Consider the following 12,552-nt stretch of genomic DNA (forward strand, 5'->3'; position numbering starts at 1 on the left):
TATTCAGGGTCTTATTTGTGTCTGAAATGTGTAAACAAGCGGGTATCTTCACCACTGTCGTGCTGGCGGCTTTTCTCAGTGCCTGTTCGGCGCCAATGAAACAAGTAGAGCCGGAATATGAAGTGAGCTCAGCTTCTTTGCCCGAGCTGAAACAACAAAACGGAGGCGGCACCGGTTACCCGGCTCGTGAGCTGGAATTGTCATCGTTAACGGATGGTCACCATCATCCGGCTATTGCTGCCTTGTTCTCGCAAGCTGAACAGGCGCGACAAAAACATCAATGGCATAACGCGTTAAAGTATCTGGATCAGGCTCGCCAAATAGAACCGCGAAATCCGGCCGTGTTGTATCGCCAGGCCTGGGTCAATCTGAAATTAGGTAAGCCCGCTCAGGCTGAGCAGTTGCTGTTGCGTGCGAAAGTATTCAGTAAAAATGCGGAATTAACCCGACGTCTGGATTGGTTGTTAGCGGATGCGTTAAGTCGTCAGGGAAGGGGAAGTGAAGCAAAAGCCGCACGGGAGCGTGCGACTCGCTGAAAAACGACTTTCTTGCTGACTTCGGTTAAACCTTAAACTGGGTCAGCAATCCACGTAAATCACTGGCCATAGCAACTAACTGACCGGCATTGGTATTGGCGTTAGTGGCTTGTTCGGTGGTGGTTTCGCTGATATCGCGAATGGTGTTCAGGTTGCCATTCACTTCTGAAATTGCTGAGTTTTGTTCTTCCAGCGCATGAGCAATCTGCTGGTTCATTTCATAAATCTCAGCAACGGCTTGTTTCATGGTGCCCAGACGGTCACTGGTCAATGTGATTTGCTCAACACTGGAATGAACGCCGGTTTTACTGGTTTCCATGGCGGTCACAGCTTCACCCGAACCTTTTTGCAGGCGCTCAATCATACCCTGAATTTCTTCGGTACTTTCATGAGTACGAGAGGCCAGGGTGCGCACTTCATCCGCTACCACAGCAAAACCACGGCCTTGTTCACCAGCGCGCGCCGCTTCAATCGCTGCATTTAACGCCAGCAGGTTGGTTTGTTCTGCAATGCCCTGAATCACCGACAATACCGAACCAATATTATTACTTTCGCTGTCGAGGTTCTGAATCACCTCGTTGGCACGGTCAATATTGCTCGCCAGGTCGCCGATTGTATTGCGTGCGGCGGTAATGCTTTGCTCACTTTCCTGAGAAACGCTATTGGCACTTTGAGCCGCTTCTGCAGCCTGACGGGAGTGGTTGTTAATTTCTCCCATCGACGCGGTCATTTGTGTGGTGGCCGTTGCAATCAGGTCGGTTTCGTTATGTTGAGTGTTGGCACCTTGACTCATTTCCTGAGTGGTACGTGAAAAGTTTTCGCCAACGTCATTAATTTTCATCGACAATTGATTGGCCTGACTGACCAGGTCATTCATTAATAAAAAGAAATTGTTCGTCGCAACAGTGAATGGTCCTTTCGGATTTGCAATCTGGAAGGTGAGATCCACTTCGCCTTGTTTGCTGATGTGCGCACCAATTTCTGCCAGCTCAGCATTTTGCTCAAATTCATGCCAGCTCTTACGGGCCAGGTAAATCAATACACCGGATTCAACTACAACAAAAACCGCATGCAGCAGCACGATGTTGATACCCGTGCGGGATTCAAACACCCAAACGTTGGCACCACTCTCCTGTAAATAATTGAACAACAAATGGTGGACGGCAATCGTTCCGGCGGCAGCAAGAATTGGTAATGAATCGCGGTAGTACAACAGAATGGCGAGCAAGACAAAAATACTGAAATGCATTTCCAGCAGTCCGTGCGCCTGATGAATCTGAAGTGCTGAAAAGATCATCAATGAGACGGCAAATGCAACACGTGACCAACGGCTGCAAGGCGCTGCTTTACTAATGGCGATAGGCACCAGCAGAGCGGGTAATCCAATTAAAAAGGCTTCGGTCCAGGTGTTATACCAACTGGCTAACAGCAGGGATACAACGAATAAGGCGGAGGTAACTGCAGTGAAGAAGTTATCGGCCTGACGATAAAAGGTCTGATAAATCGGGTTCACAATAAAATCCTGATCGTTGGGCAAAAGTAACCACATGCTTATGTGGTCGATGCCTAAAGTGTAGATCAGGATTGGTGGTTTGCTATGCCGAGTGAGAAAGAGACAGCCAACGGTTGCTACAGATCAGATAGGGAACCAAAGTTAGCCCCAGCCAGCTCCAGTGCTGCTCTGAAATACTCAGATTACGCAGCTCCAGCCCGGTATAACCGGCAATTAACATCAGCCAGAAAACCAATGGAGCAACAAATGCCCAGGTTTTAAAGCGTATAATGGGGAGCATGAAGGTGACAACGCCAGCGGCCAATACCAGCATCAGCCAATAATCGAGCCATTCGCTGGTGCGGGTCAGGGCGAACACCGCACAAATGGCTAATAAAATGCGTCCCCATATGGTTTTGTCCCAGTCAAAGCCGAGTGCTCTGACCAGGCCATTGATCACCATCAGCGGTAATGCCGCAAACAGAGCCAGTTGTTCAAAAAGGCCGGAAAACTGATCAAAGTCTTTATCCGAAGCCAGTTCCGGTAAGGCATTGCCCAGCAAAGCCAAAACAGCCGCGATCAGAAAGATCAGGCTACTGGCAAACGGAGCAGCGCGATTACCGCTGCCGCGGCTACCAATACCACTATCGGGCAAGGGATCTTGATCGACCGATTGCAAACGGTTTTGCCATAACAAAACCGCTGCCGTAATCAGTAACACAAAAGGATGGATGCTCACGACGTTAATTTGCTCCGTTAGCCTTTCAGGTTAGCCATCACTTTTTCTGCCGCAGCGATGGTGGCTTCGATGTCTTGTTCGCTGTGAGCAATCGACATAAAGCCCGCTTCGAAAGAGCTTGGTGCCAGATACACACCTTGCTCCAGCATGCCGTGGAAGAATTGGTTGAAGCGTTCACCGTCACACTGTTCAGCCACGTCTTTAAAACAGGTCACTTCGTTCAGCTCGGTGAAGAACAAACCAAACATCGAACCGGCTGAATTAGTGGTGAACGGAATGCCGTGTTTATCCGCTGCTGCTTTGAAGCCTTCCAGCATTTGTTTAACGCGTGCTTCCAGCTGCTCGTAGAAGCCTGGCTTCTGAATGGCTTTTAACATCGCTAAACCAGCGGCCATGGCGAGTGGGTTACCAGACAGGGTACCCGCCTGATATACCGGACCAAGTGGCGCCAGGTATTCCATGATTTCACGCTTACCACCAAAGGCACCGACCGGCAGGCCACCACCAATGACTTTACCCAAGCAGGTCATATCTGGCGTGATGCCATACCATTGTTGTGCGCCACCCAGAGACACACGGAAGCCGCTCATCACTTCATCAAAAATCAGCACAATACCGTGCACATCACACAGTTCGCGCAGACCTTGCAGGAAGGATTTGCTCGGTGGAATGCAGTTCATGTTGCCCGCTACCGGCTCGATGATGACACAAGCCACCTGATCGCCGATTTGAGCGAAGCACTCTTTAACGGAATCCAGGTCGTTGTAGTTCAGGGTTACGGTGTTTTCCGCGACGGCTTGTGGAACGCCCGGAGATGTCGGTACGCCCAGTGTTAACATGCCGGAGCCGGCTTTTACTAACAAAGAGTCGGCGTGGCCGTGGTAACAGCCTTCGAATTTCACCAGCTTATCGCGGCCGGTAAAACCACGTGCTAAACGAATCGCACTCATGGTGGCTTCGGTGCCGGAGTTCACCATACGAACCATGTCCATGGATGGAATCAGTTTGCATACTTCGCCCGCCATGGTGGTTTCAATGCCGGTGGGTGCACCAAAGCTCAGACCGTTGACCATTTGTGCTTGTACCGCTTCGATGATTTCCGGTGCGCTATGGCCCAGAATCATTGGCCCCCAGGAGCCAACGTAGTCGATGTATTGGTTGCCATCAGCATCGTGAACATAAGCGCCTTTGGCGTGATCGAAGAAGATGGGTGTGCCGCCGACACCTTTAAAGGCACGTACCGGAGAATTCACTCCACCCGGGATGTGTTTCTGAGCTTGGGCAAACAGTTGTTCGGATTGTGAGATGGAGTAAGACATAAATTTCTCGGTTCTGTTTTCAGATAACGTTTGGAGCCGGATAAAGATAATTTTTCTACCGCCGCGCCGAAGGGCCATCCATGGCCCTGCCGCGCTATCGCGACGTCCTGTCGCTGCTCTCGAAAAACAATCTTCACCCGACTCCTTAAAAATTTTTACAGCGCTTTAATAAAGTATCGGTGTTCTGTAGGGCAAATTTGCCCTTTGAAATCTCTAGCGGTTAAAACGGTCGCACGACCACCATGATGACAATAAAGATCAGCAAAAAGACCGGCGCTTCATTAAACCAGCGATAAAACACATGAGAGCGTTGGTTGGCATCATCGCGGAATACTTTCACCAGATGGCCACAATAAAAATGGTAAGCCACTAATAACACCACCGCCGTGAGTTTGGCGTGCATCCAGCCACTGGAAAAATAATACGATGGATTAAAACTCAGCAGCCAGGCACCTAATGCAATCACCACCACCATCGAGGGCGTCATAATGCCGCGATACAGTTTGCGTTCCATTATTTTAAAGCGCTCTTGCGATGGTTGGTCATCGGCACTGGCGTGATACACAAACAAACGTGGTAAATAAAAAATAGCGGCAAACCAGGTCACCACCGCAATGATATGAAAGGCTTTCACCCACAACATCAGACATTCTCCGGCTGATAACGATAAAAGTGCTCAATCTGTTCCCGTGATACCACGCCAACACAATGTTGAAAGTTGTTATCACGATAAACGGCCAGCCATTGTAATTGACTGCCCTGCATCAGGTCTAAGGCATCCTGCAAATTCGCTTTCAGGGCAATGTGCCCTAACTCTTCGCGGTCAGCCGGGATGGCAATTAAATCGAGTTCCTGTGGTGAGTCGGCCATGGCGCGTGCCAGATCTGCGGTAGAAAGCAGCGCTTTTTCATCCTCGATAATCAACCACTCTGGTTTGTCCTGGAGAATCAATGCGGCACTGTCATGGCTGATATGGCGATTAACACACACGATGTTGCGCGTCATAGCCTGAGCCACCCAGGTATTGCGCAACATTTGTTGTACCGGAGACGGTGTTTGCATTAACGGATTTTTGCTCAGCAGAACCTGAAATACCGAAGGCAGGTTAAAGATTTCGCTGACCACCAGGCTGGCAATCACAATGGCTAACATTCCCGGCATAATAATATTGTGATTGGCGGTCAGTTCTAACATGGCAACCAATGCCGCCAGTGGCGCTCTGAGTGTGGCCCCCATCATGGCGCACATGCCCAACATGGCGTAAAAGCCAACCGACACCGGGTATTCGGGCAACCACCAGGCTGATAATTGCCCGAGTATTCCGCCTAATGCTGCACCAACAAATAAACTCGGACCAATGAGCCCTCCCGGAAAGCCGGTTGCTGCTGCCCAGGCAGCTAGCAAGAGTTTTCCCACCATTAATGCAAATAACGTGAGTACCACAACCTTCCCGGCTAAAGCATCGTTGACCGTGTCATAACCAATGCCCAGCAATTGCGGCAGCCACAGACTGGCAATGGCAGTGGTGCTGGTTAATCCGCCCCATTTAATCCACAAAGGCAGGTGGTTAATTTTCTGGAACAATTTGACCGAGTAAATAAAGGCGGTTGCCGTAAGTCCGGCCATTAGGCCCAGCGCCAGAATATAAGGGATTTCCAGCAGCGACTTCATATCGAACGCCGGAATTACAAATGCAGTTTCTGCACCGAATACCGCTTCACTAACAATGGCTCCGGTAACTGAGGCGAGAATGATGGGAATAAATCCACGGATGCTGTATTCCAGTAAGACAACCTCCATCGCAAAAATCACCCCGGCCATAGGAGTGTTAAAAGAGGCGGAAATTGCGCTGGCAACACCACACCCGGCGAGAATTCGTAACCGATGATGTGCCAGATGAAAATGCTGCCCAATCTGGCTGGCGGTACCCGCTCCCAAATGTACAGCAGGGCCTTCCCGGCCGACGCTATGGCCACTGACCAGAGCGATAGCTGCAGCTACCCATTGCAACAATAGGTTGGGTAAGGGCATATAGCCCTGGTGGCGCTCCATTCGCAGCAATACATGACCAACACCCAAAGACCGTAGCTCTTTTGATAGCGGATGAAAAATTGCAATCAGCAGAGCGCCGCCAGCCAGCAGCAGAGCCACTCGGAGAAAAGGCGCCAGTGCTTCGTAATCTTCTTCGTTGGCCATCGGCAGAAATTCAACCAGTGGGATTTCGATGGCAAAGCGGAACAGGGTGATCACCCCGGCACTGGCGAGGCCAACCAGTAAGGCCAATAACGCCAGACCAATTTGGTTGTTCGACAGGGTGACATGGGTCAGCCAATGTTCTTGTAAACGTTGATGCAGCCGCTGTTTGAGGGATGTCACGGGTTATCCATTACTCATCAAAAGTTGATCCAATACGTAATCCTGAGGATGGCGGGTGTCAGGTGATTCAAGAATCAGTATTATAAGCGTCTTTTTACGATTGCATAACGGTTCAGAGACTACACGAGAGGCAGCACTGTGATTAAAGTTGGTATTGTTGGCGGCACGGGTTATACCGGAGTCGAACTGCTCAGAATTCTGGTTAACCACCCAAACGTTGAACTCAGCGTGATTACCTCTCGTAGTGAAGAGGGTGTTCCGGTGGCGGATATGTTTCCGAATCTGCGCGGCCATACCGATTTACGCTTTTCTGTCCCGAGTGCAGAAGCACTGGGTGCCTGTGACGTAGTGTTTTTTGCCACGCCTCACGGTGTCGCTCATGCTCTGGCAGAAGAAGTATTAAATGCCGGGGCAAAAGTGATCGATCTGTCGGCGGATTTCCGTCTGCAAGACGCGGTTGAATGGGAGAAGTGGTACAACCAGCCACATGGTGCAGTGAGCTTATTGCCAGAAGCCGTGTACGGCTTACCGGAAGTGAACCGTGAGCAAATTAAACAAGCACGACTGATTGCGGTACCGGGTTGTTACCCAACTTCGGTTCAGCTGGGCCTGATCCCGCTGTTGGAAAAAGGCCTGCTGCCGAAACAAACCCTCATTGCCGATTGCAAATCCGGTGTCAGCGGCGCGGGGCGTGGTGCCAAAGTGGGTTCGCTGCTGTGTGAAACGTCAGAATCCATGATGGCGTATGCCGTGCCTGGCCATCGTCACCTGCCGGAAATTAAGCAAGGCTTAACCCGCGCCGCCGGTGAACCAGTCGATTTGACCTTTGTTCCGCATTTAACTCCGATGATCCGCGGAATTCATTCTACACTGTATGCGCAAGCACCTGACTTAACTGACAATTTATCAGGTCAAACATTACAACAGCTGTTTGAAGCACGTTATGCCAACGAGCCGTTTGTGGACGTGATGCCTGAGGGAAGCCACCCAGCGACTCGCAGCGTAAAAGGCAGCAATATGTGCCGTTTATCGGTTCATCATAATGCCGACACTGGCCAGATTGTGGTGTTATCGGTGATCGATAATCTGGTGAAAGGTGCTTCCGGCCAGGCGGTTCAGAATATGAACATCATGTTTGGCCTGGAAGAAGATGCCGGCCTGAAACAGGTTGCGCTTCTTCCCTGATTTCAGCAATTACGAGTAAAAAAGGAACCTCAAATGGCAGTGGTTAAAGGCAGCCAGCAGGATCAGTTAGTAATCCGACATTACAAACCCTGGCAGCGTTTTCGTCAGTGGCTGTATACCCTGATTCTGTTACTGGCCATTGGTGCTGGTGGTTATTTCGCCGGTATATACAACAGTGCGGCCAGCATCAAAGAGCTGACGTCGTTGCGCCAGGCGTTGGAGACAGAGCTACTGGGGAGTGAGCATGAAATTACTCGTTTAACCCAGCGTGTTGGAGTGCTGGAAAAAGGCGGAGAAGTTGATCGCAAAGCCACTGAGGGTATTCGCCAGACTGTCAAAGAGCTGAAAGCCCATATCTCGACATTGGAAGAAGAGGTTGCGTTTTATAAAGGCATTATGGCGCCGAGTGCTAACGATAAGGGCCTGAGAATCAGCAAGATTACGATTACCCCAGGCGAGCAAGCGGGGCAGTTTAACTATTCCATTATGCTGACCCAGGTCGCGGACAACAGCAGTTATATCGCCGGTTTGGCGGCGGTGAACTTTGTTGGCCAGCAGGGTAGTGAAAAAGTCATTCTGCCTCTGCGTGATCTGGACAAGGGTATCACTGATCTTGGGGTGAAATTCCGCTTCCGTTACTTCCAGGAAGTCAAAGGCACACTGACCTTACCCCCACAATTTAATCCTGAGCAGGTTCAGGTGGTATTACAGTCCACCGGTAATAAAGCTCAGCGCGTAGAAGAATCCATCGAATGGCCCGAAACAGGAGAGGCATAATTCATGTTCAGCAGTAAAGATAAGGGTGCCAGCACCCACTATGACACCCTGATTTCTGCCAAAACCGAAATTGTTGGTGACGTGAAGTTCACCGGTGGCCTGCACGTTGATGGCCTGATCAAAGGCAATCTGCTGGCGGATGCTGGCAGCGATGCAGTGGTTCGTATCAGTGATAAAGGCCGGGTCGAAGGTCAGATTAACGCGCCGAATGTCATCATTAACGGCAATGTTGTGGGTGATGTACACGCCGGAAAATACATCGAGCTGGCGAAGAAGGCTCAGGTGAACGGTGATGTGTATTATCAGGCGATGGAGATGGTACTGGGTGCTCAGGTGAACGGTAAGCTGAACCATCAGGTAAAAGGCAGTCAGCCGAAAAAAGCGGTCGAGATCGCTAAAGAACAGTCTGGTGCAGATGTAAGCAACTAATAAAGTTGACTGAAATACTCGGGTAAGCCGATAATTTCCAATCAGATCCGTAAAATCCTGGAGCATCCATGAGCGCCGTGCAACAAGCCAACCCATTTGACCTGAGTTCTGCTGCGGAAGAAAAAATCCGTGAGCTGCTGCTGGAAGAAGCAGACGATGAGCTGTGTCTGCGGGTCTTTGTTACCGGTGGTGGTTGCTCCGGATTTCAGTATGGCTTCACCTTTGATGATGAAAAAGCAGAAGATGATTATTTCGTGAACGCCGACGGTGTTCGTGTATTAGTCGATTCTCTCAGCTACGGATATCTGGTAGGGTCTGTACTTGACTATAAAGAAGGTTTGGAAGGCTCACGGTTTACCGTTGATAACCCTTCCGCTACATCCACTTGCGGCTGTGGTTCTTCATTCTCCATCTGATGCCGGGAGTCGTGTTATGACCATCAAACATTTTGTTATTCGTTCGTCTCTGACGCGACTGCTTACTCCTGTTTTGTCTGTTTCTTTATTTCTGTCGGCAGCGGTTGCGGCTGAGCCTAGTGCTGATACTGATACTGGCACCGAGATGCAGAAAAAAGAAATGATGAAAGGCAAAGTGCCGATGCTGCAAACCGCAGCGCCACAAAAAGCCACGCCACAAAAACTTCAGGCACTGGTTCAGCTGCACACCGCTGATGAGCTGCGTTCTTTATTGTCACGCGCCGAACAAATTGCCAATGGCAAAGCCGAATACAGCACCGCAGACCCAATTGCACTGGTGTTGCATGGCTCTGAAATTGAAATCTTCAAACGCAGCAACTACCGCGACAACAAAGAGCTGGTGGATCTGGCCGCACGCTTAGATGCGTTTAACGTCGTGGATTTGAAAGTCTGCACTCGCTGGATGGGTGAGCACAATCTGGATGAAGGTGATTTACCGCCTTTCCTGGAAGCCGTCCCGTTTGGTGGTGATGAAGTGATTCGCTTAGATAGCGAAGGTTATGCTTACTTCTAACCCTCTCCTGATTTTTCTGACATAGCTGGTACACGACGTTTTCTAAAGCAGCAACAGGATGTTGCGACCGCCCGGCAGGCACATGGATGTGCCTTCGGGGCGGCGGCTGAAAATGTCGTGTGCCAGCTATGGTTATCTAAGCTGGATAAATCCCACCCAAGATTCGAAAGCCCTGTGCGCCCGTCACCTTAGGTGCATTCCCCGGTAGCTGGTTCAGAGTACGATACGCCAGCCAGGCAAATGCCATCGCTTCCATCCAGTCCGGATCAATACCTGCCACGGCACTGCTATCAATGGTGTGACCCGGCAAAGCTGCGCGGATACGTTGCATTAAATCCGGGTTATGCACGCCACCACCACAGACCAGAATGTCGCCATCAGCATGACCAAAACGACGCACGGCATCAGCAATCGTATTGGCCGTTAGCTGGGATAAGGTAGCAAGCACATCTTCAGGGTGATAATGACCTTCATGATGGTTGCCTGTATTGATGGCCAGGTGGTCCAGATTAAATAGCTCTCGGCCAGTGCTCTTAGGTGGCGGCTGCTGCAGGTAAGTATGAATCTCACCTTGCTGCTGCCATTGCTCCAGCAGGGCAGGGATAACCGCTCCGGTGGCGGCACGTTCGCCGTTAAAGTCCTGTGGTTGTTGCCACTGTAACTGGCACCACTCATCCATCAGGGCATTACCGGGGCCGCAATCGAACCCAGCCAGTTGCTCACCCAGAACGGTCAGGTTGGCGATGCCACCAATATTAAGAACCATGCGTGGTGATGCTGAATCTGAAAGACATTCCTGATGAAACGCCGGAACCAGTGGTGCGCCCTGACCACCCGCAGCAATATCCCGCCGGCGGAAATCGGCAATGCAGCAAATGCCGCTGTGTTCAGCAATCCAGCTTGGGTCACCGACCTGCCAGCTGAAACCTTCTTCCAGCTTCTGTTGGCGTAAGGCTTTGTGGCGCAAGGTGTGTCCATGGCTGCCGATGGCACAAATATCAGCGGGCTGTTTGCCGGCTTCAGCCAGCAGCTGATTGACGGCTTGTACACTGATTTTAGCGATCGCCCTGTCGAGCAATGCCAGTTCCTCAACACTTGCTTGTGCGGTGATGGCCAGTTCACGTAATTGGTTTGAGAAAGCGGGTTCATAATCAAGCCCGATGGCATGAATCAGTCTGGCGGGTTGATGGGGTAAACACTCAACCAGTGCGGCATCCATGCCATCAGCACTGGTGCCCGACATCAGGCCAATAAACAAGCTCACTGACTGTCTCCGCGTGCTGCCAAAGAGGCCTGCTTCGCCTGCTGCTCAGCATGGCTTTCAAGCCATTCCACCAGATTAGCCGACTGCTTCAGGAAGTCCGCTTTTTGTTTTTTCGAGATAGATTGTGCCTGGGGCAGTTTGATTCGCAGAGAATCCCGGTGTACACCATCCACCCGGAATTCATAATGCAGGTGTGGCCCGGTGGCTAATCCGGTGCTGCCAACATAACCAATAATCTGACTTTGTTTGACCCGGCGACCTTTACGTACACCACGGCCAAATTTACTCAGGTGTGCATACAGAGTCTGATAACGAGCACCATGTTGAATAATCACACAATTACCAAAACCACCTTTACGTCCGGCAAAGGTTACCTTGCCGTCACCAGCGGCTTTGATGGGGGTGCCTCGTGCCGCAGCGTAGTCGGTGCCTTTGTGGGCGCGAATCTTATTTAATACCGGATGTTTACGACGCAGATTAAAGCGTGAGCTGATGCGGGCAAAGTCGATGGGGTTACGCAAAAATTCTTTGCGCATACTCAGGCCTTTCGGGGTGTAGTAATTGGCGTTGCCTTTGTTGTCTTCATAACGGATGGCGGTCAGTTCGCGGCCACGATTCTCGAAGCGGGCAATCAGAATGTCGCCGTTACCAATTTTTTCACCATCAAGATAGATCTCTTCGTAAATTAGGCTGAAGGTATCGCCCTGGCGAATATCCAGAGCAAAGTCGATGTCCCAGCCGTAGATACCGGCCAATTCAATTAATACCTGCTCGGGTACACCGGCTTTACCGCCGTCATAAAACAGCGAGTTGTTGATCGTCGCGCTGGCAAACCGTGGGCGGTAGTCGGCATTGCGCTCAACCAGTTCGTATTGCAGTTTGCCTTGGGCATCACGCACCAGGCTGTGGCGGGCGAGTGGAGAGAGCACCATCTCAAACTTCTGAATACGGTTGTCGCCAGAGCTTACCCAGCGCAGCTTTTGTTTGGGTTGCAGGCGTAACGCTTGTTTCGGCGCGGCAGCAGCAATTTCCAGTACGTCTACCGCACTCAGCTTAAAACGGTCAAATAGTAGAGACAGGTTTTCACCCGGGCGTACTTCGGCTTCGGACCAGACTTCCTGAGGTTTAGGAGCGACTTCCGGTTTTTTCTCCGGTATATCGATCACAATTCGGGTTTGTTGCTGGTGAGATGTCTGGGAGTGTTCCTGATCGTGTTGTGGTGAATCGCTGGGCCAGAAAACCACAAACAACACTAATAGAAATAAGCCCAATGCCCCGGCAAGGTGGCTTATCGGGAAATACTGCAAACGTCCGGGCAGAGCCATGTAACTGAATGTCCTTCAATATAATCACGCGGGGCAAGTGTACCCAATGCAAACGGCAATGTCTTATCGCTTACAAAACCATGCGGTTATTGATGTGCTTGCTGTAATCCATAGCCCTTG

13 protein-coding genes are annotated in these 12,552 nt (G+C 50.7%); 6 read left to right on the top strand and 7 right to left on the bottom strand.

Going from position 1 to position 12,552, the window contains the following annotated elements:
• Positions 1–26: 26 nt before the first annotated feature.
• Positions 27–536, top strand: coding sequence for a tetratricopeptide repeat protein (locus tag KFF03_RS01165; protein ID WP_255860810.1), 510 nt, complete (start codon positions 27–29; stop codon positions 534–536).
• Between the two features lie 25 nt (positions 537–561).
• Here the strand turns inward: KFF03_RS01165 and KFF03_RS01170 are convergent, their stop codons facing one another.
• From KFF03_RS01170 to KFF03_RS01190, 5 genes are all read right to left on the bottom strand, one after another.
• The gene (locus KFF03_RS01170; protein WP_255858450.1) at positions 562–2,085 is read right to left on the bottom strand and encodes a methyl-accepting chemotaxis protein; all 1,524 of its coding nucleotides are present in this window, start codon (positions 2,083–2,085) and stop codon (positions 562–564) included.
• A gap of 46 nt (positions 2,086–2,131) precedes the next feature.
• Positions 2,132–2,767, bottom strand: a complete 636-nt coding sequence (locus tag KFF03_RS01175) for a hypothetical protein (protein ID WP_255858451.1) — start codon at positions 2,765–2,767, stop codon at positions 2,132–2,134.
• Positions 2,768–2,784: 17 nt separating this feature from the next.
• Positions 2,785–4,086, bottom strand: coding sequence for a glutamate-1-semialdehyde 2,1-aminomutase (hemL, locus tag KFF03_RS01180; RefSeq protein WP_255858452.1), 1,302 nt, complete (start codon positions 4,084–4,086; stop codon positions 2,785–2,787).
• Positions 4,087–4,306: 220 nt separating this feature from the next.
• On the bottom strand, positions 4,307–4,729 hold the full coding sequence (gene hemJ / locus KFF03_RS01185) for a protoporphyrinogen oxidase HemJ (RefSeq protein WP_255858453.1): 423 nt from the start codon (positions 4,727–4,729) through the stop codon (positions 4,307–4,309).
• Positions 4,729–6,462: a chloride channel protein gene (locus KFF03_RS01190; protein ID WP_255858454.1), complete on the bottom strand. Its 1,734-nt coding sequence runs from the start codon at positions 6,460–6,462 to the stop codon at positions 4,729–4,731. The genes hemJ and KFF03_RS01190 overlap by 1 nt, the downstream gene beginning before the upstream one ends.
• Before the next feature lie 138 nt (positions 6,463–6,600).
• On the opposite strand from KFF03_RS01190, the gene argC reads away from it, so the two are divergent.
• The 5 genes from argC (at position 6,601) to KFF03_RS01215 (ending at position 9,843) form a co-directional block, all read left to right on the top strand.
• Positions 6,601–7,647 (top strand): N-acetyl-gamma-glutamyl-phosphate reductase, encoded by a 1,047-nt coding sequence (argC, locus tag KFF03_RS01195; protein WP_255858455.1) that lies wholly within the window; start codon positions 6,601–6,603, stop codon positions 7,645–7,647.
• Between the two features lie 33 nt (positions 7,648–7,680).
• Positions 7,681–8,424: a DUF6776 family protein gene (locus KFF03_RS01200; protein WP_255858456.1), complete on the top strand. Its 744-nt coding sequence runs from the start codon at positions 7,681–7,683 to the stop codon at positions 8,422–8,424.
• A gap of 3 nt (positions 8,425–8,427) precedes the next feature.
• Positions 8,428–8,853 (top strand): polymer-forming cytoskeletal protein, encoded by a 426-nt coding sequence (locus KFF03_RS01205; protein ID WP_255858457.1) that lies wholly within the window; start codon positions 8,428–8,430, stop codon positions 8,851–8,853.
• Positions 8,854–8,921: 68 nt separating this feature from the next.
• Complete coding sequence (erpA, locus tag KFF03_RS01210; protein ID WP_255858458.1) at positions 8,922–9,269, top strand: iron-sulfur cluster insertion protein ErpA; 348 nt, start codon at positions 8,922–8,924, stop codon at positions 9,267–9,269.
• Positions 9,270–9,285: 16 nt separating this feature from the next.
• Positions 9,286–9,843, top strand: a complete 558-nt coding sequence (locus tag KFF03_RS01215) for a DsrE family protein (protein WP_255858459.1) — start codon at positions 9,286–9,288, stop codon at positions 9,841–9,843.
• A 136-nt stretch (positions 9,844–9,979) separates the two neighbouring features.
• Here the strand turns inward: KFF03_RS01215 and KFF03_RS01220 are convergent, their stop codons facing one another.
• Positions 9,980–11,107: an anhydro-N-acetylmuramic acid kinase gene (locus KFF03_RS01220; RefSeq protein ID WP_255858460.1), complete on the bottom strand. Its 1,128-nt coding sequence runs from the start codon at positions 11,105–11,107 to the stop codon at positions 9,980–9,982.
• The gene (locus KFF03_RS01225) at positions 11,104–12,432 is read right to left on the bottom strand and encodes a peptidoglycan DD-metalloendopeptidase family protein (protein ID WP_255858461.1); all 1,329 of its coding nucleotides are present in this window, start codon (positions 12,430–12,432) and stop codon (positions 11,104–11,106) included. The genes KFF03_RS01220 and KFF03_RS01225 overlap by 4 nt, the downstream gene beginning before the upstream one ends.
• Positions 12,433–12,552: the final 120 nt, after the last annotated feature.

This window comes from Bacterioplanoides sp. SCSIO 12839, assembly GCF_024397975.1.
In the GTDB taxonomy this organism is placed as follows: Bacteria; Pseudomonadota; Gammaproteobacteria; order Pseudomonadales; family Oceanobacteraceae; genus Bacterioplanoides.

What these genes read in the sequence shown, in the direction of transcription:
- KFF03_RS01170 (WP_255858450.1), bottom strand. Translation starts at nt 2,085, where the DNA reads ATGTGGTTACTTTTGCCCAACGATCAGGATTTTATTGTGAACCCGATT.
- KFF03_RS01165 (WP_255860810.1), top strand. Translation starts at nt 27, where the DNA reads ATGTGTAAACAAGCGGGTATCTTCACCACTGTCGTGCTGGCGGCTTTT.
- erpA (WP_255858458.1), top strand. Translation starts at nt 8,922, where the DNA reads ATGAGCGCCGTGCAACAAGCCAACCCATTTGACCTGAGTTCTGCTGCG.
- KFF03_RS01200 (WP_255858456.1), top strand. Translation starts at nt 7,681, where the DNA reads ATGGCAGTGGTTAAAGGCAGCCAGCAGGATCAGTTAGTAATCCGACAT.
- KFF03_RS01205 (WP_255858457.1), top strand. Translation starts at nt 8,428, where the DNA reads ATGTTCAGCAGTAAAGATAAGGGTGCCAGCACCCACTATGACACCCTG.
- KFF03_RS01225 (WP_255858461.1), bottom strand. Translation starts at nt 12,432, where the DNA reads ATGGCTCTGCCCGGACGTTTGCAGTATTTCCCGATAAGCCACCTTGCC.
- KFF03_RS01215 (WP_255858459.1), top strand. Translation starts at nt 9,286, where the DNA reads ATGACCATCAAACATTTTGTTATTCGTTCGTCTCTGACGCGACTGCTT.
- hemJ (WP_255858453.1), bottom strand. Translation starts at nt 4,729, where the DNA reads ATGTTGTGGGTGAAAGCCTTTCATATCATTGCGGTGGTGACCTGGTTT.
- hemL (WP_255858452.1), bottom strand. Translation starts at nt 4,086, where the DNA reads ATGTCTTACTCCATCTCACAATCCGAACAACTGTTTGCCCAAGCTCAG.